Below are 26,174 nucleotides of genomic sequence, written 5' to 3' on the forward strand. Positions count from 1 at the left end.
ATCGAACCAGGTCCGCACCCCGAGGTTGCCGCCGTGAACGACATGCAATGGGCCCCCATCGGCTCCGAACCCTTACCCCCGCCGCTGCCGCCCACGCGGGTCGATTTCACCGGCAACCGTACCGAGTTTCGCAAATTGGTCACCAAGGGTGCCATGCTGGAGCTCGTCACCTTCGGCTTCTACCGGTTCTGGCTCGTCACCGACATCCGCCGCCATCTGTGGGCGAACACCGCGGTTGATGGCGACGCCGCCGAATATACCGGACGGGCCAAGGAGCTTCTGGTCGGCTTCCTGTTCGCGCTCGCGATCCTGGTGCCGATCTACCTCGCTTACTTCCTCGTCGGTATCGAGTTCGAGCGCTGGCAGGGCTTTGCCTCGACGCCGCTGTTCATCAGCTTCTACGCCTTCGGTCAGTTTGCGATCTTTCGCGCGCGGCGCTATCGCCTGACGCGCACGGTCTGGCGCGGCGTGCGGTTCTGGATGGACGGATCGGGCTGGGCCTATTCATTCCGCGCCATGCTGTGGGGCTTGCTGGTGTTCCTGACGCTCGGGCTCGCATTGCCGTGGCGCGAGGCCTCGCTCGAACGCTACAAGATGCGGCACACCCATTACGGCGATTTGCGCGGGGATTTCGAAGCTGACGGCTGGACGTTCTTCAAGCGCGCCTGGTGGCTGTGGCTGCTGAGCCCGATCGCAATGGTGATCTTTCCGCTCGCGCCGTTCTTCTATGCCGAATTCAAGGCGCGCGAGTGGCGCTGGTGGCTCGACGGTATCCGCATCGGCGACGTCAGCCTGTCCTCGCAACTGCCGCACAACGCATTCTACGGCCTGTACTGGAAAGTGATCGGCTGGTGGACGCTGCTCTCGGCCATCTTCGCCGCCTATATCGGCGGAGCGACCATGCTCGTGGTCACGCTGAGTGGCCTTTCGGTCGAGCAGGCGTTGGGGCCCGGCAATGCCGGCAAGAGCATCCCGACACTGGTGATGATGGTCGTCGGCTATCTCGCACTCGCCCTGGCCCTCAACATCGTCATGCGGGTCTATCTCCAGCGCGATCTCTGGGCCAAGGTGCTGGAGACGGTCGACGTGCACAATATCGGGGCCGCCGCGGATGTGCGCGGCAGCGCCGAGCTTGCCAGCGCGCTCGGCGAAGGCTTTGCCGATGGACTCGATGTCGCGGGATTCTGAGCTGTGAGTGACGTATTCGCCGAGGCCCCGGCGCAATCCGCAAAGCCGACCATCTTCTTCGACGGCGTGTCGAGCCGCAGGCGGCAGGTGACGCTGACGCTCAGTGACGCGCTCGAGATCCTCGAAGAGGGGGCGCCCGTTCGCTGGGCCTATGCCGACATCCGCCGCGCCGACAGCCCGCCTGGCATTTTGCGGCTCGCCTGCGCTTCCGCGCCGCCGCTGGCCCGGCTGGAAATCCGCGACGCTCTGCTCGCCTCAGACCTGACCGCGCGCTGCATGCGGCTCGACGACCACCAGACCTCGCGCCGTGGCGTCGCAAAGATCGTCGGCTGGTCGATGGCTGCCGCCGTCTCCATCGTTTGCGTCGTGCTGTTCGGCGTGCCGCTCGCGGCCGACCGCCTCGCGCCGCTGGTGCCGAAACCGATCGAGCGGCGCATCGGCGATGCGTCGGAGGTTCAGGTGAAGACCATCTTCGGCCGCAATGCGTGCGAGGATGCGGCGGGGAAGGCAGCCTTCGTCAAACTGGTCAACCGGCTACGCGATGCCGCCGGCCTCGACGACGATTCCATGACCGCGGGCGTGCTGCCGACCCCGGTGCCGAACGCGTTCGCGCTGCCGGGCGGCAAGGTGTTCGTGTTGAAGGGCCTGCTCGACAAAGCCGAAAACCCCGACGAGCTCGCCGGCATCCTCGCCCACGAGCTCGGTCATCTCAAGCATTACGACAACATGCGCGGGTTGATCTATAACGGCGGCACCTCGTTCCTGATCGGCCTGTTGTTCGGCGATGTCACCGGCTCGAGCGCCGTGATCTTCGCCTCGCGCAGCGTGGTCGAAGCCTCCTATTCGCGCGAAGCCGAGACCGCCGCGGATACGTTTGCCATCGAGATCATGCACAAGCTCGGCCGTTCCCCTAAGCCCGCAGCCGAATTGATGTTCCGCATCACCGGCAAGGAAGGCGGCGGTCTCACGTCGATCCTGGCGAGCCATCCGCTGACCGAGGACCGCCTCGCGCGCATGACGAAGGAGGATCGTCCCGCCAGCGGCCCGCCGCTGCTGACGGATGCAGAGTGGCGGTCACTGAAGGGGATCTGCGGCAGCGGCAAGATCTGAACTCTTGCCGCCGACGCGTTGGCCCCGCGCCAAATCATCCATCGGCGAGGAACGATCCGTCGGGGAGTGGTTATCCCCCGATAGACAGCGGGAATGTTCCTGATGGCTTACGGTCGTTTCGTCACGATGATCGCGGCTTCCACCGTGATCATGTTCGGCCTGATGTATCTCAACACCTTCGCTCTGGATCACGTCTGGTACAGCCAGACCCGGACGTGGATGGCGTTGCTGATGGGCGCCGTCATGGCCGCCGTGATGCTCGCTTTCATGTGGGGCATGTACAGGAACCGTACGGCGAACATCGCCATTCTGGCGGCCAGCGCCGTCGTGTTTGCGGTTTCGCTCTGGCTCGTTCGTAGCCAGCAGACCGTGACCGACGTTGCCTATATGCAGGCGATGATCCCGCATCATTCCATCGCGGTGCTCACCAGCGAGCGCGCGCACATCGGGGATCCCCGCGTTCGCAAGCTGGCCGACGACATCATCGAAGCCCAGGTGCGGGAGATCGGCGAGATGGAACGGTTGATCGCCGACCTCAAGGAGAAGCCCGCGCCCGCGGATGCGAAGGATCTGCCGCCGCGGCCGCCGACCTGACGGATCGGCCCTCGTATCACTTTGCCGGGGCGGCCGGATTGGTTGAGCCCGTGGTGACGCTCGGCGTGTTGTTCGGGCTGGTGGTGGTCGTCTGGGGACCGACGTCGCGTCCATTGTAGAAGAAGACGGCCGCGACCACGGCGATCACGAAGATCGCGCCGATCGCCCAGCCCACCGGGCTGTTGCGGCGTGCTCTGTCTGCCCTGCGGTCATCCTGATAGGTCATCGTGCTCTCCATCGTAGAGCAGGAAAAACCTTGCGCGGGCGAAGCTGTTCCTAACGTGACGCGGTTTGCAGGCCGACGCTTATCGCGTCCCGTAGGCGCGGTCGCCGGCGTCGCCGAGGCCCGGCAGGATAAAGCCGTTCTCGTCGAGACCTTCGTCCACGGCGGCCGTCCAGATCGGGACGTCCGGATGCAGGCCGCGCAGCCGTTCGAGTCCTTCGGGGGCGGCGATCAGGCAGGCGAGGCGGATGTCCTTGGCGCCGCGCTCCTTCAGCCGGTCGATTGCGGCCACAGCCGTGTTGGCGGTCGCAACCACCGGCGTCACCACGATCGCCAGGCGTTCGCCGAGATCGGATGGGGATTTGAAGAAGTACTCGACCGCCGCAAAGCTGTGCGGCTCGCGATAGAGCCCGATATGCGCGACGCGCGCGGTCGGCACCAAATCCATCATGCCGTCGACGAAGGTGGTGCCGGCCCGCAGCATCGGTACGAATACCAGCTTCTTGCCCGCGATCTTGGCCGAATGCATCGTCGCCAGCGGCGTTTCGATGACGGTATCGGCGAGCGGCAGGTCGCGCGTCACCTCGTAGCACAGCAGCATGCCGATCTCCTTGATCAGCTCCCGAAACGATTTGGTCGAGATCGATTTGTCCCGCACCAGGGTCAGCTTGTGCTGCACCAGCGGATGATCGACGATCGTGACGCCTTGCATGTGATGCTCCTGACCGACGAGGCGGCGCTTCTTCCTTCTCCCCTTGTGGGAGAAGGTGGCGCGCAACGCGCGCCGGATGAGGGGTCGTCTCCGCGAACTCCTGTGAGAGATGCTCTCGCGGAAGCAACCCCTCACCCGTCTCGCCGCTGTCGCGGCGAGCCACCCTCTCCCACAGGGGGAGAGGGTTTAGAAAACCGTGCCGTCGCTGATCACCTGGAGCGGCGGCGAACCATCGGGGCGGCGCGCGAAGGCGATGGCGCGGCCCGCGGCCCAGGTGCCGCCTTCCAGAATGCTGGCGAGCGGCAATGTCTCAGGAGTGCGGCCGAGTTTGGCGCGGACCAGTTCGGCAAGCCGGTCCAGCAGCGCCACGGTCAGCGCGCGCCATTCGACGACGAGCAGCGAATCCACCGCATGCGCACGCTCGGCGTCGGCGGCGTCGCGCAGGCGCAGCACCTCGTGATCGACGAACAGGCCGCCATTGCGATATTCGGCAAGCCCGGTCAGGCCGTCGATGTCGGTGACGTCAAATCCGGCGCGCTGGAGCGGCTCGATCAGCGAATAGCTCAGCCATTGCGACAGCTTGTGCAGGGGCACGAGGCCCGAGGTCGCATCGCTGGCCTTGATCGCCGGATGGCGCCAGCAATCGCCGAGCGGAATCCCGGCAAGCTCCAGTCGCGACGGCCAGATCGGTCCGAGCTGGTTCAGCACCGCCGACAGAATCGCGGGTGCCGGAATCGCGCCGTCCTTGGCCTGTGCCGCGATGTGATCGAACAGCCCGCCCGGCCGCGGCGTGTCGTGCGCGCCGAACACGTCCCCACGCTCAGCCACCAGCCTGCCCAGACGCCGCAGCAGATCGGTCCGCCCCTCGAGCCCGAGCAGCGGATTGGCATCGCTCACCTGAAAGGCGGAGGTGAGGGAGGCGAGGGGCAGTTTAGCAAGGATGTCCGCATCGGCCCTGAAGGGCGCGCGGGCATCGCGGGAGAAAAGACCGCTCGCGAACATGTCGAGACTTGCAATCGCGAGTCCTTCGGATCGGCCGATGCTCTGTCCCGTCGCGGCATCGCGATATCGCCACGCCGCGCCCGCGCCGGCATCGAGCAGCACGCTGACGATGGCGAGGTCGAACTCCGCGCGTGCCCGTGCCGCGCGATCGGGCCATGACGCCGAATCCGCAAGCCGCGCCCAGCGGTCGACGCCGCCAAGCACGAAATGGCGCCATCGCGCATGGAACGGAATCTCCAGCGTCGGATAGGCCTCGCGCGTCACGGCGAGAACGGCGTCGGCAACGCCATCCATGCGATCGAGATCGATGGTGAAATGCGTCAGCCCGCCGTTCAGGCCGATCTCGAACATCTCGCCGGCACGCGCGCGAACCGCTGCTGCGCTGAGCAGCGAACGGGCCTGCAATTCCAAAGCGTCTGCCATCAATCGATCAGTATTTTTCCAGCGAACGCCCGACCACGCCGTCGACGTCCTTCTCGGGCGCGATGTCGGTGGAGTAATAGCCGGCGGCCTTCTTCGCGGCGATCTCGACATAGGCGTCGGCGGGAATGAGCTCGGGCGGGATCGGCACGCGCTCGACGATGTCGATGCCCTGCGAGGTCAACGCGTCATGCTTCATGTCGCTCATCGAGAGGAAGCGGTCGATGCGCTTCAGCCCCAGCCAGTGGATGGTGTCGGGCATCAATTGCTGGAAGCGCGCGTCCTGGACGCCGGCGACGCATTCGGTGCGCTCGAAATAGGCGGCGGCGGCGTCGCCGTCCTCCTGGCGCTTGCGCGCGTTGTAGACCAGGAATTTCGTGACCTCGCCGAGCGCGCGGCCTTCCTTGCGGTTGTAGATCACGAGCCCGAGCCCGCCCTCCTGGGCGCCACGCGCGGATTCCTCGATGCCGTGGATGAGATAGGGACGGCAGGTGCAGATGTCGGAGCCGAACACGTCGGAGCCGTTGCACTCGTCATGCACGCGGCAGGTGATCTTGGTGCGATGGTCCGGCAGTTTTGTCACATCGCCGAACATGTACACCGTGGTGCCCCCGATCGGCGGCAGAAACACTTTCATGTCCGGCCGGGTCACCAGCTCGGGGAACATGCCGGCGGTCTGCTCGAACAGCGTGCGCCGTAGCTCGGTCTCGTTGGTCGCAAAGCGTTCGGCAAGGCCGGGCAGATACCAGACCGGATCGATCGCGATCTTCACCACCGACACGCTGCCATTGGCATGCACGACGTCGCCGTCGGCGCGCAGGCGCTTGGCGGCGAGCGCCTCGCGGATCTCCGGCAGGTCCAGCCGCGCCCGCGTCACCGCGATGCTCGGCCTGATGTCGATGCCCTCAGCGATGTCCTTGCCGAAATTTTCGGCGACGAGATGCCCCCAGGGATCGAGCGCGACGATCTTGGCGGGATCGCTCCATTGCGGGAACGGCCCGATGGTCGCCGCGGGAAACGTGTTGGTGAGATCGGGCCTACGAATCGGATCGAGCGCGCCGGCGGACACCGCGAGCGCACGGTACATCGCATAGGAGCCGCCATGGCTGCCGATCACGTTGCGATCCCCCGCGCGCGACACCGTGCCGATGATCGGCCCGCGGGCGCGTGCGTCGGCGGCGCCCCAGTGGATCGGGAACGCGGCTGTCCTGCCCGGCTCCGGATGGGAGGTGAGGCGGATGTGGTCGGTACGGTTCGCGCGGCTCATGACCAAACTCCTAAAAAGCCAACGGCCCGCCGCTCGGACGGGCCTTGGCTCGTCGCGCTGCCGATGCGGAACACCGGCGGCGCGAGCTCAATCCAACATATTGTAGCGGGCAGTCGCGACAGACAAGTTAATCGTGCTGCGCCGGGCAGGGCGGCTCGCGGCCAAATTCCCGTCATCCCGCGATCCGGCAGCGCTTGCCCGAGTGCCACGCCACCGCACTGGCGGACCTCACCGCCATCGAAGTAAGCTAATGAACTAATTATGGTTTTCACGTTTTCAAGAGGCGCCGCACGGCTTCCGCGCCGGGCGTCGAGTTTCCGGACAAAACGTGTCATCAAACCCAACCTACAGATCGCCTTTGCCACATCGTCTTCCTTGGAGACCGCCATGCCTGCCGCCGCCTACATCGACCCCCGCAATGGTAAGCTCTATCCGCTGGGCCAGCCGCGCTGGTGCTCGGACGAGCGCACGCCGCTGCTGGTGACGCCGGGGGCCGGGATGTCGCGCGAGGACATCGACGGCCGGGCGCGATCGCTCTGGCGCTACCGGGCGGCGCTGCCGGTCGAGATCAAGACTCCGATCACGCTCGGCGAAGGCTGCACGCCGCTGGTGCAGCAGGCCTGGGGCGAGCTGCGCCCGTTCTTCAAGCTCGAATGGTTCAACCCGACCGGCAGCTTCAAGGACCGGGGCTCCGCCGTAATGCTGTCCTTCCTGCGGCAGATCGGCGTCGACGCCATTCTGGAGGACTCGTCCGGCAATGGCGGCTCGTCGATGGCGGGGTTAGGTGCCGCCGGCGGCATGCGCGTGAAGATCCTCGCGCCGGCATCGACGTCACCGGCCAAGATCGCGCAGGTCCGCGCCTATGGCGCTGCGGTGCAGCTCGTCGAGGGCCCGCGCGAGGAATCGGAGGCCGAGGCGATCCGGCAGTCGAGCCAGACCTTCTATGCCAGCCACAATTGGCAGCCGTTCTTTCTCGAAGGCACCAAGTCGCTCGCCTATGAGATCTGGGAAGATCTCGGCTTCCGCGCCCCCGACAACGTCATCGTCCCCGTCGGTGCCGGCAGCAGCCTTTTGGGTTGCGCCTTTGGTTTCCGTGAGCTGTTGAAAGCCGGCCAGATCACCAGGCTGCCGCGCCTGTTTGCGGCGCAGCCGCTCAATTGCTCGCCGATCGATGCAAGTTTTCAGGCGGGCGTCGACACGCCTGTCGCCCGCGAGGTCAACAAGACCGTCGCCGAAGGCACCGCGATCAAGCATCCGCTGCGCCTGCGCGAGATCATCGCCGCGTTGCGCGAGAGCGGCGGCGGCACCGTCGCGCTCACCGAGGACGAGATCGTCGCCGCGCTGCGGCGTCTTGCGCGGCAGGGCCTGTTCGCCGAGCCGACCAGCGCCAGTGCCGCCGCCGCGCTGGACAAACTATCCGCCACCGGTGCCATCAAGGCGAACGAGACCACCGTCGCGGTCCTCACCGGCACCGGCCTCAAGGCTGCGACCATCGTCGCCGATCTCGTGCAATAGGAGCGCCAAGGAGGCGAAGCCGCCATGGGACCGCGTTGAACCTTTGGCATCCGTCGTCAGCCTCATGAAGGCCGACATCGAGCGAAGGGAGAGTTCCATGACCGCGCAAGACCCGTTTGCTGGTTTCAAGGCCGTCCAGAAGGAAGCCTGGTCGCTGTTCACGCCGATGGAAGTGTTCACGACACCCTCGGCCGCCAAGCTCGTCAGCTTCGCCGGAGTCGCAACCGGTCAAAGGCTGCTCGACGTCGGATGCGGCACCGGCGTTGCCGCGATCACGGCGGCGCGCCGCGGTGCGAAGGTCCGGGGCCTCGACCTGTCGCCAGTCCTGATCGAGCGCGCCCGTGAGCACGCGCAGCTGGCGAACCTCGATGTCGACTTCGCCGAAGGCGACGCCGAAAGCCTGCCCTATGGCGACAACGAGTTCGACGTGGTGCTCAGCCAGTTCGGCCACATGTTCGCGCCGCGTCCCGAGGTCGCCATCGGCGAGATGCTGCGCGTGCTCAAGCCCGGCGGCACCATCGCCTTCTCCACCTGGCCGCCGCATCTCTATGTCGGACGGATGTTCGCGCTGATCGGCCGCCATCTGCCGCCGCCCGAGGGCGTGGCATCACCGGTGTCGTGGGGCGATCCGAAGATCGTGTCCGAACGTCTCGCAGGGAAAGTGAAGGACATCGCCTTCGACATGGACATCATGACGCCCTCCGCACTCAGCCCGCAGCATTTCCGCCGCACCATGGAAACGACGATCGGGCCTTTGATCAAGCTCATTGCCCAGTACAAGGACGAGCCGGATAGGCTGCGGAGTTTTCGCAACGAGTTCGAGGCGCTGATTTCCGAATACTACGACGGAAGCAACAACGTGATGCGCCAGCAATTCTTGATGACGAAGGCGAGGAAGGCGTGAGCAGGCTGCGATAAGTAGCCAGGACCGCTGGTGCCTTTTTCCTTCTCCCGCAAGGGGAGAAGGAAAAGCCTCATTCCTTCAGATCGTTCACGCGCCTCACCCAAACGCGCACATCGGTGAGCACGTCGGGCAGGGCCGCCTTGACCTCAGCCACGGTCATGCCGGCCTTGATGCGGGGATCGTAAAGCAGGTTGAGGATGTACTGGTCGTAGACGTCGAAATAGCCCATCGAGACGTTGTCGTTGAACATGGTCCAGGGCACGCTCGCGGTGTCGTTGATCGGGCCGAGCGATTGCAGCAGCTCCTCATAGGCGCAGTCGAGGAAGGTGAAATCCCCGTTGTCGACGGTGAGGATGACGTCGGAATGCTCGATCTCGAAATTGTCGTTCTTGCGAAAGCCTGACAGGCATTGCGGATCGAGCGAGGTGCGGATCTCGCGGGCCTTCTCCGCACCGTAGAAGCTCGAGATGGTGCGGAACAGATCGCGGTCGCGCACGAGCTTCACCCGCACATTCGCCGCTTCGCTGGAGTCGATCATGGCGATGTCGAGATGCTGCACGCGCTTGCCGATGTCGGCCACGACCTTCGCGAGCTGCGCCTTGCGGTCGGCGCGGTCGCTCTCGGCGAAGACGCGCACCGGGCCGTCGAACTTGCGGATGCGGTCGACGCGGCCGGCAAGATGGTATTCGGCGCCGAACGCCGTCTTCAGAAAGCCATCGACGATCTCGCCGTCGGTAAAACTCTTCTTCTCGGCGCGCTGGCGCGAGGCGATTGCAGGCAATTCGCCCGCGACGGCGATGGTAGCGGTGTCAGGGACGAACGCGACGGTGGCGAGCGCCAGCAGGGCGATGCGAAAGCCGGACGAAGGCGGGGCCAATGCGCTCATTGCCAGGCGACGCTGCCGTATTCGGAACCGACGCACAAGACCGCATATCCACGCGCCCGTGGGTTCCTGCTAATTGTTCAGCACGACCACGGTGGTGCCGACGCCGACGCGGCCGTAGAGGTCGGTGACATCGTCGTTGGTCATGCGGAAGCAGCCCGAGGACACCGCTTGGCCGATCGTCTCCGGCTCGTTGGAGCCGTGGATGCGGTAGAGCGTCGAGCCCAGATACATCGCGCGCGCGCCGAGCGGATTTTCGACGCCGCCCTTCATGTGACGCGGCAGGTCCGGCCGGCGCGCCAGCATCTGCGACGGCGGCGTCCAGTCCGGCCATTCCTTCTTGGCGGTGATCCTGTGCACGCCGCCCCAGCGGAAGCCGTCGCGGCCGACACCGATGCCGTAGCGCAGGGCCTGGCCGTTCTGAAGCACCAGATAGAGCCGCCGCTCCGAGGTGTTCACCACGATGGTGCCGGGGGCGTAATTGCCGTTATACATGACGGTGGTGCGGGGGACCGGGCTCGAGCCGCCGCGGAAGAAATTCGGGCCGCCGCCCATGATGTCGCGGGAGTCGAATTCCTCGGCGAAGGCGCCGCCGGCGGTAGCCGACAGCAGTGCGATGGCGGCAATCGGCGCGGCAAAATACCGGATCATAGTTTCCCCCAGCAAAAAATCGATTCAACTGAAGTCACAGGCCATATTTGCGAGCTTTCCGCAAGCCACGGCACCGTGAGGGAGGCATCCTTAATGAAGGAAGTTACCAAATCGGCAACCGCGCCAATTTGGCGAAAAGCGTTAGCCAAACCGGCGCATCGCGGCGCATCGCAGGGCGGCGATGCCGGCTATTGCTTTGACGAGACGAGCGAACAATGATTGATCGGACGGATTGTTGGAACATTGCCGGTTGCGGGAGCTGACGGATGAACGGTGCGGAAAGTCTGGTGCGGACGATGGTCAAGGGCGGGGTCGACGTCTGCTTCTCCAACCCCGGCACCTCCGAGATGCATTTTGTCGCAGCGCTCGACCGCGTGCCCGGCATGCGTTGCGTGCTCGGCCTGTTCGAAGGCGTGGTGACAGGCGCCGCCGACGGCTATTTCCGCATGAAGGGCACGCCGGCCTCGACGCTGCTGCATCTCGGTCCCGGCCTCGCCAACGGCCTTGCCAATCTGCACAACGCCAAGAAGGCGAATTCCGGCATCGTCAACATCGTCGGCCAGCACGCCGTCTACCACATCGGCTACAACGCGCCGCTGACCTCCGACATCGAGGGCCTGGCCCGGCCGATGTCGTCCTGGGTCCGGACCTCGCCGGACTCCAAATCGGTCGCCGCCGACGGTGCCGCGGCGATCGCCGCCGCCAGGAGCGCGCCGCCGCAGATCGCGACCCTGATCCTGCCCGCCGACACCGCCTGGAACGAAGCGGACGGCATTGCCGAGGTTCCGGCCGAGCAGCAGCGCGCGAGCTATTCGCCGCAGGCCGTCGAGCAGGCCGCAAAGATCCTGCATGGCGACGGCGAGGGCACGCTGCTGCTGATGACCGGCAGTGCGCTGAGCGAGCAGGGCCTGGCGCTGGCCGAGCGTATCGCCGCCAAGACCGGCTGCACCGTGATGGGCCCGACCTTCCGTCCCAGGATGGCGCGCGGCCGCGGCCGCTTCTCGATCGATCGCATCCATTACGTGATCGACAACGCGCTGCAGATGCTGGCGAGGTTCCGCCATATCGTGCTGGTCGAGTCCGACGATCCCGTGGCGTTCTTCGCCTATCCGAACAAGCCGAGCATCCTCAAGCCCGAGGGCTGCGATGTGCATCGCATGACCTCTTGGGGCGAGAATTCGGTCGCTGCACTTGAAGCGCTCGCCGGCGCGGTGAAGGCCAGCGCGAACGACGTCAAGCCGCAGGCCGCGGCCGAGCTGCTCAAGCCGACCGGCGCACTGACCCACGCCTCGATCGCGCAGTCGATCGCCTATGCCATCCCCGAGAATGCGATCCTGGTCGACGAATCCCTCACCACCGGCCGCGCCTTCTTCCCGCCGACCGCGGCGGCTGCTCCGCATGACTGGCTCCAGAACATGGGCGGCTCGATCGGCTTCTCGACGCCGCTCTCGATTGGTGCTGCGATCGCCTGCCCGGACCGCAAGGTGATCTGCATGGTCGGCGATGGCAGCGCGATGTACACGATCCAGTCGCTGTGGACGCAGGCGCGCGAAAACCTCAACATCGTCACCATCGTGTTCGCCAATCGCATCTACCAGATCCTGCGCGGCGAGTTCGACAATGTCGGCGCCGGCGAGCCCGGCCAGCGCGCCAACGACATGCTTCGCCTCGACCGGCCGACGCTGGATTTCGTGGCGCTGGCCAAGGGCATGGGCGTCCCCGGCCGCGCCGTCACCAACGCGGACGAGTTCAACAAGGCGCTGGCGGAGGCCGTCGCCGAGCCCGGGCCGCGGCTGATCGAAGTCCAGATGTAGGGCACCGCTTCAGGAGCGCCGAGGGCCGGGGGGCAAAATGCAGACCGAGCTGAACAAGGTGATTGCGGCGCTCCGGGACTTCTACGCCCACGAAGCCTTCCTGTTCGCGAAGGACATCGGCGAGCGTGCCATCACGCACCGCTTCGCCGTGCATCTGGAGAAGCAATTCTCCGGCTGGTCGGTCGATTGCAACTACGACCGGCTCGGCGAACGCACGCTGCATCTGCCGCACGGCACCATCATCTCGACCGACGATCATCTGGGCAAGTCGATCTATCCTGACGTCGTCGTGCATCAGCGCGAGATCCCGAACAATTTGCTCACCGTGGAGATCCGCAAGGCGAGCAATCACACCGCGCTCGACCACGACCAGCACAAGCTGATGGCGCTGACCGATGCGCATGTCTGGTTCGCCTTTTGGATCGGCGTGCTGCTGGTGCTGGACAAGGACCATGTGACGATCTCGGAAGTCTATGTCAGCGGCGTCCTCGATCAGCCACTGTCGCGCTGGTTCGCGACGCGGCTCGCGGAGATCAGCCTCGGGGCTGCGCGGTAAGGCGCGTGCCGAGATTGCCGCCTTTAATTCAGCTGTTGCGTTGAGTCATAACCCAAGGGCGATCTCGGCCCATTTCAGCATGCGGTCGCTATTAAGGAATGACAGCACCGCCGGTTCCAGTGACGCGGTCGCGCCCGGTGCGAGCAAGGCCGTCGCGGCCACCATGTCGCAGCGCTGATTGAAGGCGAGTGAGAGCGCGGCCTTCGGGTTTCCCTCAACGCGATATGCCCGGCTGCGGCCGCGCATTGGACCGACGACGATCGCTCGGCCGTCAGCCATCGGCGTTGCCTTCCCAATCAGCGCCAGGTCACCCATCTGTTCGAGGTCGCCGTCGTCGGCAACGCCGGTGGCGCAATTGCAAAAGCCGAGCTTGGGGCGAACGTAGAGCTGGACCTCGCCGCCGCAATCTTCGGCGTTGCAGCGAAATGCCTTTCCTTTCCCCCAGGGATCCGCGCCGAAAGGCCAGTCGATTTCCGTCCACACCGGGCGGACCTCGCCGGAAGCCGCTGTTGCGGGTGCCGGTTCGCCGGATCGCAATATCCAGAGCGCTGCGGCTGCGCAGAGCAGCGCACTGGCTGCGCTGATTGCAACGAATTTGCTTATCGGGCGCATGGAAGTTGCCGCGGCACCTTTGCTAATTCTGAGCCATCAACTTTCGTGCGGCCGCGAGGTCCTCCCGCGATGAGTCGCCGTTTCTCGCCGTTTCGACGACTTTGGCGTAGTACTGGCGGGCCTTCACAGTATCCCCCGCTTTCTCGGCCGCATGAGCGGCGCCGATCGTCGCGCCAAAGCGGTTCGGCTCCTTGCGCATCGTGCTTTCGAACGCGACCAATGCCTCCGTCGCCATGCCGCGTTCGAGCAGCATGGTCCCGTAAAGCTCGCGTGCGGGGGCAAGCGGACCCGGCGTCACGATGGATTTTTCGGTCTTGTCTTCGGCATCGGCGGCAAGGCGCATCGCTTCCAGCGCATCCGCCTGTTTTCCCTGAGCGTTGAGCTGCCAGGCTGTGGCGACCTGCCGCTGAATGTCCACGATTTCGGTCCAATAAGCGTCCTTGTCCTGCTGCAGCTTGTCCCGCAACTCCGCCAGCTTGACGATGTCCGCCGTTGCCGCGTCCGCATTGCCGGAGCGCGCGGCGCCAAGGGCGCGGGCGAAATAGGTGATGGCGTCGACGTAGGCAAACCGGCTCGGCTCAACCTTCAGCGCCGCAGCACCCTGCCAATCGCCGCGCTCGACCATATAGCGCGCTTGGCTGGCCGCGATCGCGTAGGGACCGGCGCGGACAGCCGGCGCATAGCCAGTGGTCGCAATCATGTCCGCGATGACCTCGCTGGCTCGGCTGTCCTGCGCAAGCTGGAGCAGCGCGTAGACCATATAGTCGTCGGCATGCAGCTGCTCGCTTGGGTCCTTGCCCTCCTTGGCAGCCTTGGCGGAACGGCCATTGGCGTCAATGGATTCGTTCCAGTAGCCGACGCGCGTGAAGATGTGCGACGGCATATGCAAGGCGTGCGGTGCCGCCGGCGCGATCTCGGAATAGCGCTTGGCAGCGTCGAGTCCCTGCTCTGCGATTGCCGGATAGTCGTAGAGATGGATCAGGTAATGCGCGACGCCGGGATGCCGCGGCTGGCGCTTGAAGATCGGCTCCAGGATAGCAGCGCCCTTGAGCTGGTTGGCATAGGTCTTGTCGTTTGGTGACGCCGTGACATTCAGCGTGATGGCGTAGGCGATCTGCGCCTCGTCATCATCGGGATAGCGCGCGGCGACGGCTTCGGTTGCCTTGAGATAGGCCTGCGCGCGCTGGCCAAACGTCGTCTTTTCGTCGCCCGTATAGAAGGCCAGCAGCGCGTCGATATAGTCGCGTTCGCGTTCGTTCTTGGCGCCGAGTGCCTTGGCCTTCTGCAGCGCGACGAGGCCTGCGGTGAGGTTTTCCTTCGGCGCGGGAAAATGCGGATTGTACAGCAGGCTCAGGGCAATGCCCCAATAGGCGATCGCGCATTCCGGATCGGCCTGCAGCGTCTCCTCGAAAATTTCCTTTGCGGGCCGGTACCAGAACGAGTGCTGATAACGCATCCCGCGATCAAAGCGGCGCTGCGCCACCTCGTTGCAGGACGTCTGGAAGTGCACCTTGCCAAATTGCTCATCGGCCCCGTCCTCCGCGCGTGCGGTAGGCGTGCCGGAAATCGAGCCTAGGGTAGCGAGGGCGAGAAGAGAAATGGTTCTCAAGGCGAGCGCGCGCATCGGCCCCTCCGTTTTCTGTTCAGAATAAATCTGGTCAGATGGCGCCGACAAAACCGAGGGCGCCGAAGTTCGTACCGCTGAGATTGGCAATGGCAATTGTTGCTAAAGGATTTCTCCATTCGAGATGCGAGTCAACAGGAAGCGGACAGATTTGCGTTAGGGAAGCACGCCTGCCAGGATCCATCCGCCAGCGCGTCGAGGCGAGTGGGCCACAAGGCCGCTCGCACGACGAGCGGCCTTGCACCATTGTCCGTCACCCGCTCAATGCAGCGGATCGCCCTGGCCGAGCGCGTAGGCGACGAGGTCCTTCAGCGCGAAGCCGGAGCCGGTCACCGGCGTCCATTGCGGGTCGAGCGACAGCACGGAGGAATTATCTCCGAACATCATGCCGAGGAAGACCTCGGCGACGATGCGACCGCCGACCGGCCCGAGCTGCGGTGTCTTGACCGTGGCGGGCCCACCGGTGGCGGAGATTGGCATGTCAGTCATGTTTTGCCGCGCCTCGGCCAGGATGTAGGCCCAGAGTGGGCAGTTGCCGGCGAACACGCCGTTCGCGATGCTCGCGATCTTGACTTGCGGATCGCCCGCGCCGGGCTCGTCGACGGCCTTGCCGATGATGATCTCGTCGTCGCTCAGCGGCGTCAGGTTCATCGCCCTGGCAACGGCCTGGCCCGAAGGCAGTCCGAGCCGCCAGCTGCGCTCGAGATTGCGCAGCGCCAGCGACGCCGGATTAGAGGCGACTTCCGGCGGCAGCTTGCGCAGCGGGTCCACCAGCGAGGAATCGATGCGATAGGCGAACTGCAGCCGCCTCTTGTTGTCGGGATTGGTGTCGTCGTCCTCGACGCCATAGGGTCGTGTGTCGAGATCGATGAAGCGGCCCCAGTCCATGGCGCGTCCCGGTCCCATGGCACGGAAGCCGGTCAGTGCGTTGTGGTCGGGATTGTTGGGATCGGGGAAGATCTGCAGCAGCATGTTGGGCGCGTCGTTCAACCGATAGCCGGGGCGGATCATGGAGTGTCCGAGCCGGTAGGCCGCGACCGAGAACTCGACCGGCATGAACGGATAGGTCTTCCAATGGTAGTAAGCGAGCTTGCTGCGGTCGTAGTGACCTGCGGTCTTCAGCTCGTCCAGCACGCTGGCGTTGACGATGCGCGGCAGGAAGTCGTTCAGCACCACGTATTGATAGTGGAATCGAACGCGCTGCTGCACGTCTTCGAATGACAGGCTGTCATTGTCGTCGACCATGCGGTTGTGAAAGCGCAGCATCAGGCCCTGGAACTGCGAGACGATGCTGTTCTCGTCGTTGCGGGGATCGCCGATCAGCGCGCGGCCCTTGAAGCGCGGCAGGTCGACCGCATCGGGCACGCCCGCGCCCGTGACCTTCTCGCCGAGCCGGAACTTGATGCCGTCATACATGTAGGGCTGGTCGTTCGGACCGCGGCCGTAGAGATTGTCCATGTCGAGCGACGGCGTGCGGAAGTCGACGAGACCGTCGGGGTCCTGCTGCTTGGTCAGCGAACTGACCGGATCGAAGGTGATATCGTGGTCGATGAACTGGCCGAAGTAAGTGTAGAGCGAGGGAATGCCGCTCTCTTCCGCGTCCGGCCCGTCCTTCGGCCCATCGAAGCCGGCGACCATCTTGTCGGCGAGCGCCGACAGGTTTGCGATCGTGTCGGAATCGTTCGGGCCGAATTTGGCCGGTGCGAGCTTGCGGAACATGCGGCCGAAGCGGCCTTGCGAAAGCGGCGAACGCGTTGCGTTCAGACCGCGCGGAACAATTGCGTGACGGCTGCTCATTGAAACACCTTCCTGAAAAGTCGAATGAAACAGTTCGGGCTCAAGTTTCTCGCGCTGGGGTTTGCAGCCTAGGCGCGATCGCGCCTGCCACGAGCGAGATGGATCACAATTGCCCGGCATCGAAATTTTTCGGAAGGTGCGGCTTGCCCGCAAGCCACGGCTGCGCATCGTGAATTTCTCCGTGGCGACGACGGATAACTTTCTCGTCATCGACGGACGGATGCGGCTTCGCACGGATTCAATTCGCCGGATCTTCGGCGAAACGGATCGTCTTCACGTAAAAATTGTGGCGGCGCGCGCGTCATGCGCGCACGCCGCCAATTCGTCAGTAGTCGCGCTGCTGCGAGAACGCGTAGCGCGGGTTGATGCCACAATAGGACGACGTGCCGGACGCGGTAGCGAGGCACTGCTGGTAGCTGGCGAACTGGCAATTGCCGGGGTAACCCCATGAGCGGCCCTGGATGCAATATCGATCGTTCGCAGGATGTGCCTGGGCGGCCGGGGATGCTACGGCGAGCAGGGCCGCGAGCGATGCGAGAGTGAGGATGGTGCGACGCATGTCAGTCTCCTTCGAGAGCGAGTGGGTAGGAATGTCAACGAGCCTGGCTCGTCTGTTGCGCAGTCATGCCTGTATTGGTGTCGCAGGAATGCCTTGCGTTCGCGACAAGGCACATCATGACGCAGCCTGCCGCCGGCAATGTGATCTCGGCCACAGTTCACGACGGGGTTCCGGCCTATCGTGAGCGGACTTGCACGCGTCGATCCCGGAGAACTACGCTTGCCTTATTCGGATCAGGAATTTTGGAGGTTCTAATGCAGAAATCATACTTGCTGGCTGCGACAGCAGCGCTGGCGCTTCTCATGCAGACACCGCTCGCGCTGGCGCAGGGCGCACCGGCCGCCGCCGGAACCGCGGCGCCTGCTGCGACAACCGCCGCGCCGGCAGCGACGACGACCGCGCCGGGCGCAACCAACGACGCTTCCAGCCAGCCGACCGACTCCAAGAAGAGTGCGTCGAAGAAGCCGGCGAAGAAGAAGATGACGCGGCAGCAGGAGATCGATCACTCGGTCGACAGCGGCACGGTGCCCGCGCGCTACCGCAGCTCGGTGCCCAAGCAGTACCAGCAATACGTTCCGTTCGATAAGCAGTGACGGATCGCACGGCGGCGCGGCGTGATCGGGCGTCGCGCCGCCGGTGCCATCGCGTGACCGTCTTGAAATAGGACCTTGGCCGGGCGAAATCCGGCCATACATCCCCGGTGGCGGTCCGCGCGAGCGGTGCTAGAGTAGGCCGAAGCCTGGGGGGAGTTATGAGTGACGACGTGAGGGATGCTGGCCTTGTGGCCATGATCAGCAGCATCCTGGGAGGTAACAAGCGCGCCGCAGAAAGCGTTGCGCCGCCGCCGCTCATCGAGGTTCCGCCGCCGATAGCGCCGATGAACGGATTTGAGCTGGTCGAGCCCGCCCCCGATACGCCGCCGGCCAAGCCGGAGAACAATCCAGAGAACAAGCCCGAAAGAAACTCCGAGAACGCGCCCGATGCGACGCTGGCCCCCGCGAAGCCGATCGAGCCGCCGGCGAAGATCGCCACGACGCCTGATGGCAAGCAGTTGCTGCCTGCTGAAGCGATCGCCGATCTCGTCCTGGGCGAGCTGCGCAAGCTTGAGAATTTTCCGGCGACCGGCGCCTCCGTGACGGTCTACGGTTACAGGCACTGGAACGCGATGATCACCTTCGCACCGTTCTCGACCACGTTCCGCGATGCCACCCGGTTCCGCCAGGCCATGCCGGACATCGTCTTCAAGCTGCGCCGTTTCGTCGTACTTGAGATATGATCGTGGCCGTGAGCCCGAACAGTTCGACAGGATTTTCGACTTGAGCGTTGCCTTTACCAAAGAAGAGAGCGCGGAAACCGCCGCTGAGACGCTGTTGCCGGATCGGCCGATCTCGCCACATCCGAACCTCGTGACGGAAGCAGGCTTGCAGGCGTTGCAAAGGCAGCTTCAGGACGCGCGCGAGGCCTATGAAGCCGCGCAGGCCATCGAGGATGTCAACGAAAAGCGTCGGCAATCGGCGGTGCCCTTGCGTGACGCCCGCTATCTCACCGAACGGTTGCGCACGGCGCAGGTCATTCCCGCCCCGGCCTCGACCGATATCGTCGCCTTCGGCAGCACGGTGACCTTCAGCCGCGCCGATGGCCGCGTGCAAACCTATCGCATCGTCGGCGAGGACGAAGCCGACCCCAAGGCCGGCTCGATCTCGTTCGTGGCGCCGGTGGCAAAGTCGTTGATGGGGAAGGCGGTCGGGGATGTCGTGGGATCGGGTGCGCAGGAGATCGAGATTTTGTCGATTGGGTAGGGGGCGTTTATCGATGGTTTCCGCTGTGTCCGCGCAACAAAGCGCGCTAGCTGGATGAGGCGGTTTCTGTCGGGAGCGTTGCCGTTCTACGCGCTGGCCGGGTTGGCCATGGGCATGTATCTCGTCCTTTACAGGACAAACCTCTTCGACCTGAACGCCATCGTCCATGATGCGACCGGTTCGGCGTGGTTTCCGGTCTTCATATTCGTCTGCGTGTTGCTGGAGGCGGTCTTCCCGTATTTTGGCTATTTTCCCGGAACCGCTCTTATCCTGATGTCCGTGGCGCTCAATCCGAAGCCCGCGGATGTTTCCGTTTTCATCGTGGCGTGGCTGGCCATCATCGTGGGCGCCGTTCTGAGTTACGGACAGGCTCGTTTTTTCAGACCGCTGTTGCAGCGGGTTGCCTCAAAGGCGGCCCTGAACCGCTGTGAGTCCCTCCTCGACGCCTACGGTCCTTACGCGCGCATTGCCCTGTTCGTTCATCCCAACGCCTGCGCGATGTATTTCACGGCACTCGGACTTCTCGGCCGTAACCTGACGCGCGAGCTCGCCTATCTCGGCGTGGGCGCAGCAGCCTCCGTGGGCATTCTGTTCGTCGTCGTGACCAGACTTGTGTCGTCCGTAGGCACCACCGACGACGGAGAATTGCAGCTGCTGCTGGCCGCAGCACTGGTCGCCATCGGGACCCTGGTCGGTCTGTACGCAGCCTGGCGGCCGGCGCGGGCTGCTTGACCCGCCATCAGACTTCAGCCCCGCGACGATGCCATCATGCCGGTGTTTTGCCCGACGGCGCAAGCTGATTCGGAAAAGGCGTATCCGGTCGGCGCGCATCGCGCGGTGACGTCTCGCGCAGCGCAGGCGCGGTTACGGCAAACGGACCTTCGCCAAGCCGATCGCTTTTGCTGATCTGACGAATCGCTGATCAAAGGTCAGGAAGGCATCACAGGAAGCAGCTCGTCCCAAGTGGAGCGCATCGGCAAAATCCATGCCGTCGTCCATTCGATCCAGAGCAAACGCGACCAGTCCGGGATCCTCGAACGCGACGTTTGCAAGCCCACCGAAACCCCGAAGCGCCTTGCACACGCGGGTGGCGTCAAAACCATAGGCGCTGCGCAGGACCCATTCGGTTTCCAGCATCACCGTCGTGCTGACGAAGACTTCCTCTCCGTCGATGACGGCCTTGGCTTTCTTCGATTGCTGAGGATGATCGCCCGTGAGGTAGCGAACAACGAGATTGGTATCAATCGCGAGCATGACGTCGTCGCGCCTCTGCGGCGATACCCGCCTCCATCTCTTCCACGCTCTTTGGCTTGCCCCGATAGGGTAGCGAGCCGAAGACATCCGCCGTCTTGGCGGGCGGGAACAGCGAGGCCGGCTTGAGAAGCACTCCGTCCGGCGTGCTCTCGATCGTGAGCTGCGTGCCCGCACGCCAGCGGCGCTCATCACGGATTGCTTTCGGCAGGACGACCTGGCCCTTGGTCGAGACGGTCGTTGTCAGCTTGTCGGAAGCCATGAGGTCCCCCCTGGTAAGACCAAGGTAAGATAAGTTGGCCCGCGACTTCAAGCAAGGGCGAGGCAGCTTTCGATCGCCGCGGCTGGTCCCATCACGCCGGTGGTACCCGACGAATCAAGACATTCGGGAAAGGCGTAACCCATTGATCCGACTGGGGTCGGCTACTGTGCATGGGGTTGTTTTCGACATTTTTGATTGAGGCGGGTCCCGACACGCCGCCAAGCGTCGACGATGGGTCCGCAATCAGCAGGGTTCAGGAAGATGGATGGTGGGCGCACAAGGGATCGAACCTTGGACCTCTCCCGTGTGAACCGCAATCCGTAGGCCCGAGCCAACCAAATCCGGCCATAGTTGAGATGTAAAAAATCCTTTAATTAAAGTAGGTTGCTACCTTATGCGACCATAAGAGCCCATAGGTGACCTTACTACATTTTGTATGCCCCCATTGTGCCCGCCGTGGGTTTTCCCTTGGGGCACAAAATGGGGGGAGGTCTGAGACCCGGTTCTCTTCGAGGACTGACCGTCGTTCTTGCGGGGCACACCGGGCACAGAGAGAGGGAAGGATTCATGACGGAGCCGGCCAACCAGCTGACACTCACCGACGCGGTGATCCGCAACGCGACGCTGCCGCCGGGGAAGGCGCAGCATTATCTCCACGACGACAAGCTGCCCGGCCTCGCTTTGCGCATGCGCGCCACCGGCGGCCGGACCTGGGTCTACCTTTTCACCAAGCCGGGGGTGAGGGGGACCCAGCGCAAGACCCTCGGCGCGTGGCCCAAATATAATGAGAAGGCCGCGCGCAAGGCCGCCACCATCGCCGCAGGCGAGGTCGTCAAGGGCTTGGACCCGAACGATGCGAAGCGCGAGGCGAGGCGGCAACAGGCAGCCGAAAAGCAACGCACCACGCTCGCGACGCTCATTGTTGAAGATGGTCCCTACCAGACGTCCTTGACCGAACGTCAAGTCGTGAACTGGAAGCCAGCAGTGTCGGCGCTGCGGCGCGGGCTCAAGGATCACGCCGAGAGCGGCGTGAGGGACCTGACGCGACGGCAGATCATGGCTGCGGTCGACAAGATTGCAAGGACCGGCAAGCGCGGCGCAGCCAAGGACTTGCGCAAGCACGTGCATACCTTCCTCGAATGGTGCGTCGGCGAAGGTTACGTCGAGCACAACGTGCTCGCCGGCTATCGCGCGCCCAAGGAGACCCGCGCTCAAAGGGTCGGACGCCGAACGAAGGGCCGCGCGCTGACCGATGAGGAAATCATCAAGGTCTGGGATGCATCCGGCAAGCTCGGCGCTTTCGGTCTCCTGGCACGCATGTGCCTGCTCGGTGGCCCGCGCCGCAGCGAGCCTACCATGATCGAGTGGCGAAAGCACATCATTGACGACCGCATCACCTTCGATGCGGCGTGGACCAAGATGGGGCTGCACCACGATGTGCCGCGCACTCACCTAGTTGACGAGGTGCTCACGGCCGCGAAAAATTTCCAGCGGGCAACCTCCGACTATGTCTTCCCGTCACCAAAGACTGGCGGCCAGATGTCCGGCTTCACCAAGATGGTCAACCGCCTGGTCAAGGAAGCAGGCGTCGCCAAGTTCACCATGCATGACTTAAGGCGCAGCTTGCGCACCATCATGTCACGCTGTGGCTACGACAACGAAATCCAGCGACTGTGTGTTGGGCAAAAGCCCAGCGGAATCGATCAGGTCTACAATCACGACGAACAGTGGATCATCCGCAAGATGGCATTCGAAGCGGCCCACGATTACATTGCAGAGTTGGTCGGCGCGAAACGGGTCGGCAAAATCGTGCGCCTACAACGGACGAATCCGCTTGACCCGATCAAGGCCGAGCTCCTCGGCCGGCTCCGTGAGCATTATGCGGCTGAGGCGTCCTAGTGGTCTTATCGTACATGGCCAGATAGTCGCGCACCGCATCGACACGATAGAGGGGGCGACCATCGACGTAACGCCATTTCAGCGGGTGGTTCGGATCGCGCCGCCACTGCTCCAGCGCGCCAGGCGTGCGCCGGATGACCGCGGCCGTCTCTAATGCCGTCAAATTGGAGCTACCGGGCAGAGTATCGACGTCGAACGTCGCGGGCGGCGGCATGCCACGGTTTTTGCGTGGCCGCTTCGTAGCGTGCAGCTTCTTGCCACCATCTGGCGCCCCTAATGCCTCGATCGGAGTCTTCCCGCCCATGCCTGCGTCCGAACCGTGACCCGCGGAGGCAATAGAAGCGCAGACTTCTCCAGGAACAAAGAGGTCCAGAGCTTAAGCATAGCTGCCGGGTAGCTGTGGCGTGCAAAAAGGACGAATTGCATCCATTTGCCGAGAGGTATGGGGCTTGTAAGGGCGTCGCGGGGCCAATCGGTACCTAGATGTCAGAGAGACCTCGCATTAGGGAAGACCTGCGCACAATCGATTATTCGAGCACCTGACTCTTAATCAGCGGGTCCCAGGTTCGAGCCCTGGTGCGCCCACCAATCTCTCAGAGAAATCTTAGGTTGGACGATCCTCGCGAAGACGCGGCTTGCGTCTGCGCGCTTGGGTCACTCTCGGGTCACAAACCTTACTGGCGAGCTGACGATCCCACGTGTCAAACACGGCGTCGTTTACCTCTTCTGGCTTTGGGCGGTCTCCGTGGACGAGGCACGATGGTCTCCTCACCGTGGCGTGGCTCCAATCAGCATCGCTGGCCACAGCGACCGCGGACACCCTCGGTGCCTTGAGTCGAGGCTTGAGGGCCCGAGCAGAAGGTCGTCGGCTCGGCCAGTCTGCGACACCCCTCCATGGTCGCGAGGACGGTGCCGGTGGGCCCTTGGCTTTTTCACCAGGTTAGATGACCTGCCGCACAATGAGAGCGTGCGGTCCATTGTCGGCCGAAGCTCCAAGCGCCTCCTGCTGGAAGGCTTGGAGCAGCTTGTCGAATTGCTCGGTGGAATGATTCGGAAACCGCAATTGCATCAGAAGTCGCGCGAGCTGCAGTTTGAACAATAGCGCCTTGATCGACCGCGGGCTGGGTCGCCGACTTAGCGTCCGGAAATAGGATGGCATGAACCCACTCAAGATTTCGACCTCGGCGTCCGAAAACCGGACGTCGTTCGCCTCGAAGGGAGCCTCGAACGCGTTCACGGTAACAGAATCACTCTCGGCGGGTAGGCTGTCGTAAATGCGCCGCATCTCGCTCGTTTGGGCCCGAGTCCTCGTGAGCGCCGCTCTGTCGTCCGGATGCCGAGCCATCCTTTGTTCTTCGCTCATGCCGGCGATCCTCCGACTGCTGTCATCGATAGGCTCGTTCTCTTTCTCGGCTCTTCTCTTTGCCGTTCCCGTTGTCGTCACATGATCGATCCATACACGCAACCTTGATTGCATCGGCCGTTGCTGCCGGCCGGGTAAAGGTCTTCCCCAAGCCATGGCGTTGTATTGCTCGTTCTCGTACTTTTCTTCCAGCATGGCCTTGTCGAGGTCCGCCTTTGCAGCTCGTCGTCGCTCCCTTTGCTCTTTCAGCTTTCTTTGTGCGTTTTCATGTCCGGCGAGTTTCCGCACCAATTGGACGACGTCGTCGTCAGACAGACGCGACAGTCGGAGATGGCATGCGAACAGCTTCTCGATCTGCTCGGCTACAATTTCCGCCGAGGCAGCGCTATGCGGATCGGTCGCTCCTTGATAGTCAGAAGATTTCGCGCGCTCCGTTATCATGGTCTCATATCTGAGTGCGACTGCGTGGTTGAGCACGCCCTCGTCTACAAGCATCAGCACCTGCATGCGCTCATTGATGTCTTGATCGTCGAGAAGGAGTCGAACGTTCTCGATGACACTGAGCATTTCGGAAGCCTCGCATCTATCTAGGTCGTCGATAACGAGTAGGATCCTGTCGGGTCGACGGGAGTTCGCTATGTAGGGCAACAAAAGGAGGCTTACTCCGCAGACCGTCCAAAGCGCCCAAACCATCCAATGCGTGAAGTCGATGAGGTGCGGCCCGTTCTCGCGCGGCCAAATCTTTGTGACGACATCCTTTATCGAATCTGGCAGTTCGAATATTGAGCCTAGGCACAACGACGTTGCCCAAAGCAGCGATACGACCGCGAGGCCGAAGAGCGGCCAGATAGGATACTCCTGTCGTTGCTTCGCGGCGGAAGGCTCCTTTGTCCATGCTTTCAGAAGCGCGCGAACATCGTCACCTATCAGTGCCAGCATCCCAAGATTTTCTTCAGGGCCGACGAGGCGTAAGTTGCGATCGAAGAGCTGCTTCACCTTCTTGTGCGTGCTCGTCGTGATCATCACGAGATAAAACACGGTAGAAAGGCCCAAAGCCGAAACGAGCAAGCTCGCAAGCTGAAGCTTGGCCTCCATCGGGGCCAGGGCGATAGCCAGTAGAACCAAAGAAATGAGCAGGCCGCCGCGACCGTGTCGCCCGCTATTTGAACGAAGGGCTAATGTCCATCGTTCTAGCGGCCCGGCAGAGCTCGCTGCGGCGGCGGCAAGGCTCTTGTAAAGGAATATCCATGATTCCGGTGGTTTCCTGTACTTCCACGCGTTGTGCACCACGACTTTGTACTCGCGATCCGCATAGCGCTCAGTTCTCGGCACGGAAACATTTTTCCTGTATTCCGACGAATCTTCGAGAAGTGGTTTGAGCAATCGCAGCAGAGTCGTCTTTCCGCTGCCCCATTTTCCAAACAGGGCAAAATTGAACTCTCCTTCAGAAACACGCAGAATCGTGGCAAGTGCTTTGGCATAATCAAGGGCATTTAGCCCCAGTTCTTCTAGGGTCGCCTCACGAACGATTTTCACGTGCCGGCCTGACCCGGATCTATCCTCGAGATTGGGCGGTTCGACCTCTTGTCCCGGGGCATCCCCAGGCTGCTCTACCGAGCGGCCCTGTTCCTCGTGCACCCGGCGGTAAACCCCGGTGCTGGGGTTGTCTAGCAGCATCCGAAGTAAGACGTCGGCATTTAGCAGCTCCCCGCTCGGCCGCCCAGCGATCAAGGCCCTGGTACCAATTCCCAGCACTACATCGCCCAGATCGTCCGCGGTCGGATAATCGGAGGAGTCTCCTGGAACGTCGGGAACGCTGGTGAAGAACGATTCCGCGATCTCGTCCAGAACTTCGGAGTTCAGGTCCTGTATCGCTTTTTTCAGCGCTCGTTGCTCGTCGGAAGCGGTTTCGTACTGAAGTCTTCGTCCATATAGATACGCGGCGAGCGTGTAGGTCGTGGACGACAGTTGGTCCTGCTCCGATTTTTTGTATCGCAGCAGTCTGGCGGCCTCTGCAAAGAGGCGCATCGCCAACGCCGAAAGCCTCACTCCGGTGATTTCGGAGTTGGACAGCACGGTGGCTGCTATTTGCTCGACATCTACCTCAAACGAATCGGCCATCTTCCTTGCCCCTGGTCGACGGGAAAGCTAATGCTGTAATAGCCGAAA

27 protein-coding genes and 1 tRNA gene are annotated in these 26,174 nt (G+C 63.4%); 14 read left to right on the forward strand and 14 right to left on the reverse strand.

Annotation, left to right across the window (positions count from 1 at the left end):
• Nucleotides 1-42 precede the first annotated feature (42 nt).
• The 3 genes from AC0L20_RS08295 to AC0L20_RS08305 all read left to right on the forward strand — a co-directional run bounded on the left by AC0L20_RS08295 (nucleotide 43) and on the right by AC0L20_RS08305 (nucleotide 2,892).
• Nucleotides 43-1,188, forward strand: coding sequence for a YjgN family protein (locus tag AC0L20_RS08295; RefSeq protein ID WP_473288205.1), 1,146 nt, complete (start codon nucleotides 43-45; stop codon nucleotides 1,186-1,188).
• 3 nt (nucleotides 1,189-1,191) lie between these two features.
• On the forward strand, nucleotides 1,192-2,298 hold the full coding sequence (locus AC0L20_RS08300) for a M48 family metallopeptidase (protein WP_473288143.1): 1,107 nt from the start codon (nucleotides 1,192-1,194) through the stop codon (nucleotides 2,296-2,298).
• 102 nt (nucleotides 2,299-2,400) lie between these two features.
• A complete protein-coding gene (locus tag AC0L20_RS08305; RefSeq protein ID WP_473288144.1) occupies nucleotides 2,401-2,892 on the forward strand; it encodes a DUF305 domain-containing protein in 492 nt (163 codons plus the stop codon).
• 16 nt (nucleotides 2,893-2,908) lie between these two features.
• On the opposite strand, the gene AC0L20_RS08310 is transcribed toward AC0L20_RS08305, so the two are convergent.
• The 5 genes from AC0L20_RS08310 to AC0L20_RS08330 form a co-directional block, all read right to left on the reverse strand.
• A complete protein-coding gene (locus tag AC0L20_RS08310; protein WP_473288145.1) occupies nucleotides 2,909-3,118 on the reverse strand; it encodes a hypothetical protein in 210 nt (69 codons plus the stop codon).
• A gap of 79 nt (nucleotides 3,119-3,197) precedes the next feature.
• Complete coding sequence (gene upp, locus AC0L20_RS08315) at nucleotides 3,198-3,827, reverse strand: uracil phosphoribosyltransferase (RefSeq protein ID WP_027520210.1); 630 nt, start codon at nucleotides 3,825-3,827, stop codon at nucleotides 3,198-3,200.
• Nucleotides 3,828-4,013: 186 nt separating this feature from the next.
• Nucleotides 4,014-5,252: a URC4/urg3 family protein gene (locus AC0L20_RS08320; RefSeq protein WP_473288146.1), complete on the reverse strand. Its 1,239-nt coding sequence runs from the start codon at nucleotides 5,250-5,252 to the stop codon at nucleotides 4,014-4,016.
• Nucleotides 5,253-5,259: 7 nt separating this feature from the next.
• A complete protein-coding gene (locus tag AC0L20_RS08325) occupies nucleotides 5,260-6,516 on the reverse strand; it encodes a GTP cyclohydrolase II (RefSeq protein ID WP_007614497.1) in 1,257 nt (418 codons plus the stop codon).
• Nucleotides 6,513-6,905 (reverse strand): hypothetical protein, encoded by a 393-nt coding sequence (locus tag AC0L20_RS08330; protein ID WP_473288147.1) that lies wholly within the window; start codon nucleotides 6,903-6,905, stop codon nucleotides 6,513-6,515. Before AC0L20_RS08330 ends, AC0L20_RS08325 begins: the two co-directional genes overlap by 4 nt.
• Between AC0L20_RS08330 and AC0L20_RS08335 the strand changes: the two genes are divergently transcribed.
• Together AC0L20_RS08335 and AC0L20_RS08340 are read left to right on the forward strand one after the other, a co-directional pair.
• Nucleotides 6,904-8,031, forward strand: coding sequence for a threonine synthase (locus AC0L20_RS08335; RefSeq protein WP_473288148.1), 1,128 nt, complete (start codon nucleotides 6,904-6,906; stop codon nucleotides 8,029-8,031). The two genes, AC0L20_RS08330 and AC0L20_RS08335, sit on opposite strands and share 2 nt — an antisense overlap.
• Nucleotides 8,032-8,128: 97 nt before the next feature.
• Entirely contained in the window at nucleotides 8,129-8,935 is an 807-nt protein-coding gene (locus AC0L20_RS08340; RefSeq protein WP_473288149.1) for a class I SAM-dependent methyltransferase, read from the forward strand.
• Between the two features lie 70 nt (nucleotides 8,936-9,005).
• On the opposite strand, the gene AC0L20_RS08345 is transcribed toward AC0L20_RS08340, so the two are convergent.
• Nucleotides 9,006-9,821, reverse strand: a complete 816-nt coding sequence (locus tag AC0L20_RS08345; protein WP_473288150.1) for a DUF2927 domain-containing protein — start codon at nucleotides 9,819-9,821, stop codon at nucleotides 9,006-9,008.
• 69 nt (nucleotides 9,822-9,890) lie between these two features.
• Nucleotides 9,891-10,469, reverse strand: coding sequence for a L,D-transpeptidase (locus AC0L20_RS08350; RefSeq protein WP_007596474.1), 579 nt, complete (start codon nucleotides 10,467-10,469; stop codon nucleotides 9,891-9,893).
• Nucleotides 10,470-10,562: 93 nt separating this feature from the next.
• On the opposite strand from AC0L20_RS08350, the gene AC0L20_RS08355 reads away from it, so the two are divergent.
• From AC0L20_RS08355 to AC0L20_RS08365, 3 genes are read left to right on the forward strand one after another with little or no spacing between them, the layout of a single operon-like run.
• Nucleotides 10,563-10,688, forward strand: coding sequence for a hypothetical protein (locus tag AC0L20_RS08355; protein WP_473288151.1), 126 nt, complete (start codon nucleotides 10,563-10,565; stop codon nucleotides 10,686-10,688).
• A gap of 47 nt (nucleotides 10,689-10,735) precedes the next feature.
• Nucleotides 10,736-12,283: an acetolactate synthase large subunit gene (locus AC0L20_RS08360; RefSeq protein ID WP_473288152.1), complete on the forward strand. Its 1,548-nt coding sequence runs from the start codon at nucleotides 10,736-10,738 to the stop codon at nucleotides 12,281-12,283.
• A gap of 37 nt (nucleotides 12,284-12,320) precedes the next feature.
• The gene (locus AC0L20_RS08365; protein WP_473288153.1) at nucleotides 12,321-12,839 is read left to right on the forward strand and encodes a hypothetical protein; all 519 of its coding nucleotides are present in this window, start codon (nucleotides 12,321-12,323) and stop codon (nucleotides 12,837-12,839) included.
• Nucleotides 12,840-12,884: 45 nt separating this feature from the next.
• On the opposite strand, the gene AC0L20_RS08370 is transcribed toward AC0L20_RS08365, so the two are convergent.
• The 4 genes from AC0L20_RS08370 to AC0L20_RS08385 form a co-directional block, all read right to left on the reverse strand.
• Nucleotides 12,885-13,451 carry a hypothetical protein gene (locus AC0L20_RS08370; RefSeq protein ID WP_473288154.1) on the reverse strand — a complete coding sequence of 189 codons (567 nt, stop codon included), beginning with the start codon at nucleotides 13,449-13,451 and terminating at the stop codon, nucleotides 12,885-12,887.
• Between the two features lie 22 nt (nucleotides 13,452-13,473).
• On the reverse strand, nucleotides 13,474-15,075 hold the full coding sequence (locus AC0L20_RS08375; protein WP_473288155.1) for a hypothetical protein: 1,602 nt from the start codon (nucleotides 15,073-15,075) through the stop codon (nucleotides 13,474-13,476).
• 261 nt (nucleotides 15,076-15,336) lie between these two features.
• Nucleotides 15,337-16,872 (reverse strand): peroxidase family protein, encoded by a 1,536-nt coding sequence (locus AC0L20_RS08380; protein WP_473288156.1) that lies wholly within the window; start codon nucleotides 16,870-16,872, stop codon nucleotides 15,337-15,339.
• 325 nt (nucleotides 16,873-17,197) lie between these two features.
• Nucleotides 17,198-17,431: a DUF3551 domain-containing protein gene (locus AC0L20_RS08385; RefSeq protein WP_007596464.1), complete on the reverse strand. Its 234-nt coding sequence runs from the start codon at nucleotides 17,429-17,431 to the stop codon at nucleotides 17,198-17,200.
• Between the two features lie 254 nt (nucleotides 17,432-17,685).
• Between AC0L20_RS08385 and AC0L20_RS08390 the strand changes: the two genes are divergently transcribed.
• From AC0L20_RS08390 to AC0L20_RS08405, 4 genes are all read left to right on the forward strand, one after another.
• Nucleotides 17,686-18,024 carry a hypothetical protein gene (locus tag AC0L20_RS08390; RefSeq protein WP_247282441.1) on the forward strand — a complete coding sequence of 113 codons (339 nt, stop codon included), beginning with the start codon at nucleotides 17,686-17,688 and terminating at the stop codon, nucleotides 18,022-18,024.
• Between the two features lie 158 nt (nucleotides 18,025-18,182).
• Nucleotides 18,183-18,707, forward strand: coding sequence for a hypothetical protein (locus AC0L20_RS08395; protein WP_473288157.1), 525 nt, complete (start codon nucleotides 18,183-18,185; stop codon nucleotides 18,705-18,707).
• Between the two features lie 40 nt (nucleotides 18,708-18,747).
• Nucleotides 18,748-19,230 (forward strand): transcription elongation factor GreA, encoded by a 483-nt coding sequence (gene greA, locus AC0L20_RS08400; RefSeq protein ID WP_027520196.1) that lies wholly within the window; start codon nucleotides 18,748-18,750, stop codon nucleotides 19,228-19,230.
• 54 nt (nucleotides 19,231-19,284) lie between these two features.
• Nucleotides 19,285-19,962, forward strand: coding sequence for a hypothetical protein (locus tag AC0L20_RS08405; RefSeq protein WP_473288158.1), 678 nt, complete (start codon nucleotides 19,285-19,287; stop codon nucleotides 19,960-19,962).
• Between the two features lie 132 nt (nucleotides 19,963-20,094).
• On the opposite strand, the gene AC0L20_RS08410 is transcribed toward AC0L20_RS08405, so the two are convergent.
• Nucleotides 20,095-20,484, reverse strand: coding sequence for a type II toxin-antitoxin system VapC family toxin (locus AC0L20_RS08410; RefSeq protein ID WP_473288159.1), 390 nt, complete (start codon nucleotides 20,482-20,484; stop codon nucleotides 20,095-20,097).
• A complete protein-coding gene (locus tag AC0L20_RS08415) occupies nucleotides 20,471-20,743 on the reverse strand; it encodes an AbrB/MazE/SpoVT family DNA-binding domain-containing protein (RefSeq protein ID WP_473288160.1) in 273 nt (90 codons plus the stop codon). Before AC0L20_RS08415 ends, AC0L20_RS08410 begins: the two co-directional genes overlap by 14 nt.
• A 567-nt stretch (nucleotides 20,744-21,310) precedes the next feature.
• Between AC0L20_RS08415 and AC0L20_RS08420 the strand changes: the two genes are divergently transcribed.
• On the forward strand, nucleotides 21,311-22,642 hold the full coding sequence (locus tag AC0L20_RS08420; protein WP_456769816.1) for a tyrosine-type recombinase/integrase: 1,332 nt from the start codon (nucleotides 21,311-21,313) through the stop codon (nucleotides 22,640-22,642).
• 455 nt (nucleotides 22,643-23,097) lie between these two features.
• Nucleotides 23,098-23,230 (forward strand) — tRNA-Lys (locus AC0L20_RS08425).
• A gap of 352 nt (nucleotides 23,231-23,582) precedes the next feature.
• Here the strand turns inward: AC0L20_RS08425 and AC0L20_RS08430 are convergent.
• Complete coding sequence (locus tag AC0L20_RS08430) at nucleotides 23,583-26,126, reverse strand: P-loop NTPase fold protein (protein WP_456767919.1); 2,544 nt, start codon at nucleotides 26,124-26,126, stop codon at nucleotides 23,583-23,585.
• Nucleotides 26,127-26,174 lie beyond the last annotated feature (48 nt).

Source organism: Bradyrhizobium sp. Kon58 (assembly GCF_055807455.1).

Excerpts from the sequence above, each read along its gene's own strand:
- AC0L20_RS08295 (WP_473288205.1), top strand. The coding sequence starts at position 43 with ATGCAATGGGCCCCCATCGGCTCCGAACCCTTACCCCCGCCGCTGCCG.
- AC0L20_RS08305 (WP_473288144.1), top strand. The coding sequence starts at position 2,401 with ATGGCTTACGGTCGTTTCGTCACGATGATCGCGGCTTCCACCGTGATC.
- AC0L20_RS08310 (WP_473288145.1), bottom strand. The coding sequence starts at position 3,118 with ATGACCTATCAGGATGACCGCAGGGCAGACAGAGCACGCCGCAACAGC.
- upp (WP_027520210.1), bottom strand. The coding sequence starts at position 3,827 with ATGCAAGGCGTCACGATCGTCGATCATCCGCTGGTGCAGCACAAGCTG.
- AC0L20_RS08320 (WP_473288146.1), bottom strand. The coding sequence starts at position 5,252 with ATGGCAGACGCTTTGGAATTGCAGGCCCGTTCGCTGCTCAGCGCAGCA.
- AC0L20_RS08325 (WP_007614497.1), bottom strand. The coding sequence starts at position 6,516 with ATGAGCCGCGCGAACCGTACCGACCACATCCGCCTCACCTCCCATCCG.
- AC0L20_RS08335 (WP_473288148.1), top strand. The coding sequence starts at position 6,904 with ATGCCTGCCGCCGCCTACATCGACCCCCGCAATGGTAAGCTCTATCCG.
- AC0L20_RS08330 (WP_473288147.1), bottom strand. The coding sequence starts at position 6,905 with ATGGCGGTCTCCAAGGAAGACGATGTGGCAAAGGCGATCTGTAGGTTG.
- AC0L20_RS08340 (WP_473288149.1), top strand. The coding sequence starts at position 8,129 with ATGACCGCGCAAGACCCGTTTGCTGGTTTCAAGGCCGTCCAGAAGGAA.
- AC0L20_RS08345 (WP_473288150.1), bottom strand. The coding sequence starts at position 9,821 with ATGAGCGCATTGGCCCCGCCTTCGTCCGGCTTTCGCATCGCCCTGCTG.
- AC0L20_RS08350 (WP_007596474.1), bottom strand. The coding sequence starts at position 10,469 with ATGATCCGGTATTTTGCCGCGCCGATTGCCGCCATCGCACTGCTGTCG.
- AC0L20_RS08355 (WP_473288151.1), top strand. The coding sequence starts at position 10,563 with ATGAAGGAAGTTACCAAATCGGCAACCGCGCCAATTTGGCGAAAAGCG.
- AC0L20_RS08360 (WP_473288152.1), top strand. The coding sequence starts at position 10,736 with ATGAACGGTGCGGAAAGTCTGGTGCGGACGATGGTCAAGGGCGGGGTC.
- AC0L20_RS08365 (WP_473288153.1), top strand. The coding sequence starts at position 12,321 with ATGCAGACCGAGCTGAACAAGGTGATTGCGGCGCTCCGGGACTTCTAC.
- AC0L20_RS08370 (WP_473288154.1), bottom strand. The coding sequence starts at position 13,451 with ATGCGCCCGATAAGCAAATTCGTTGCAATCAGCGCAGCCAGTGCGCTG.
- AC0L20_RS08375 (WP_473288155.1), bottom strand. The coding sequence starts at position 15,075 with ATGCGCGCGCTCGCCTTGAGAACCATTTCTCTTCTCGCCCTCGCTACC.
- AC0L20_RS08380 (WP_473288156.1), bottom strand. The coding sequence starts at position 16,872 with ATGAGCAGCCGTCACGCAATTGTTCCGCGCGGTCTGAACGCAACGCGT.
- AC0L20_RS08385 (WP_007596464.1), bottom strand. The coding sequence starts at position 17,431 with ATGCGTCGCACCATCCTCACTCTCGCATCGCTCGCGGCCCTGCTCGCC.
- AC0L20_RS08390 (WP_247282441.1), top strand. The coding sequence starts at position 17,686 with ATGCAGAAATCATACTTGCTGGCTGCGACAGCAGCGCTGGCGCTTCTC.
- AC0L20_RS08395 (WP_473288157.1), top strand. The coding sequence starts at position 18,183 with ATGAGTGACGACGTGAGGGATGCTGGCCTTGTGGCCATGATCAGCAGC.
- AC0L20_RS08405 (WP_473288158.1), top strand. The coding sequence starts at position 19,285 with ATGAGGCGGTTTCTGTCGGGAGCGTTGCCGTTCTACGCGCTGGCCGGG.
- AC0L20_RS08410 (WP_473288159.1), bottom strand. The coding sequence starts at position 20,484 with ATGCTCGCGATTGATACCAATCTCGTTGTTCGCTACCTCACGGGCGAT.
- AC0L20_RS08415 (WP_473288160.1), bottom strand. The coding sequence starts at position 20,743 with ATGGCTTCCGACAAGCTGACAACGACCGTCTCGACCAAGGGCCAGGTC.
- AC0L20_RS08420 (WP_456769816.1), top strand. The coding sequence starts at position 21,311 with ATGACGGAGCCGGCCAACCAGCTGACACTCACCGACGCGGTGATCCGC.
- AC0L20_RS08430 (WP_456767919.1), bottom strand. The coding sequence starts at position 26,126 with ATGGCCGATTCGTTTGAGGTAGATGTCGAGCAAATAGCAGCCACCGTG.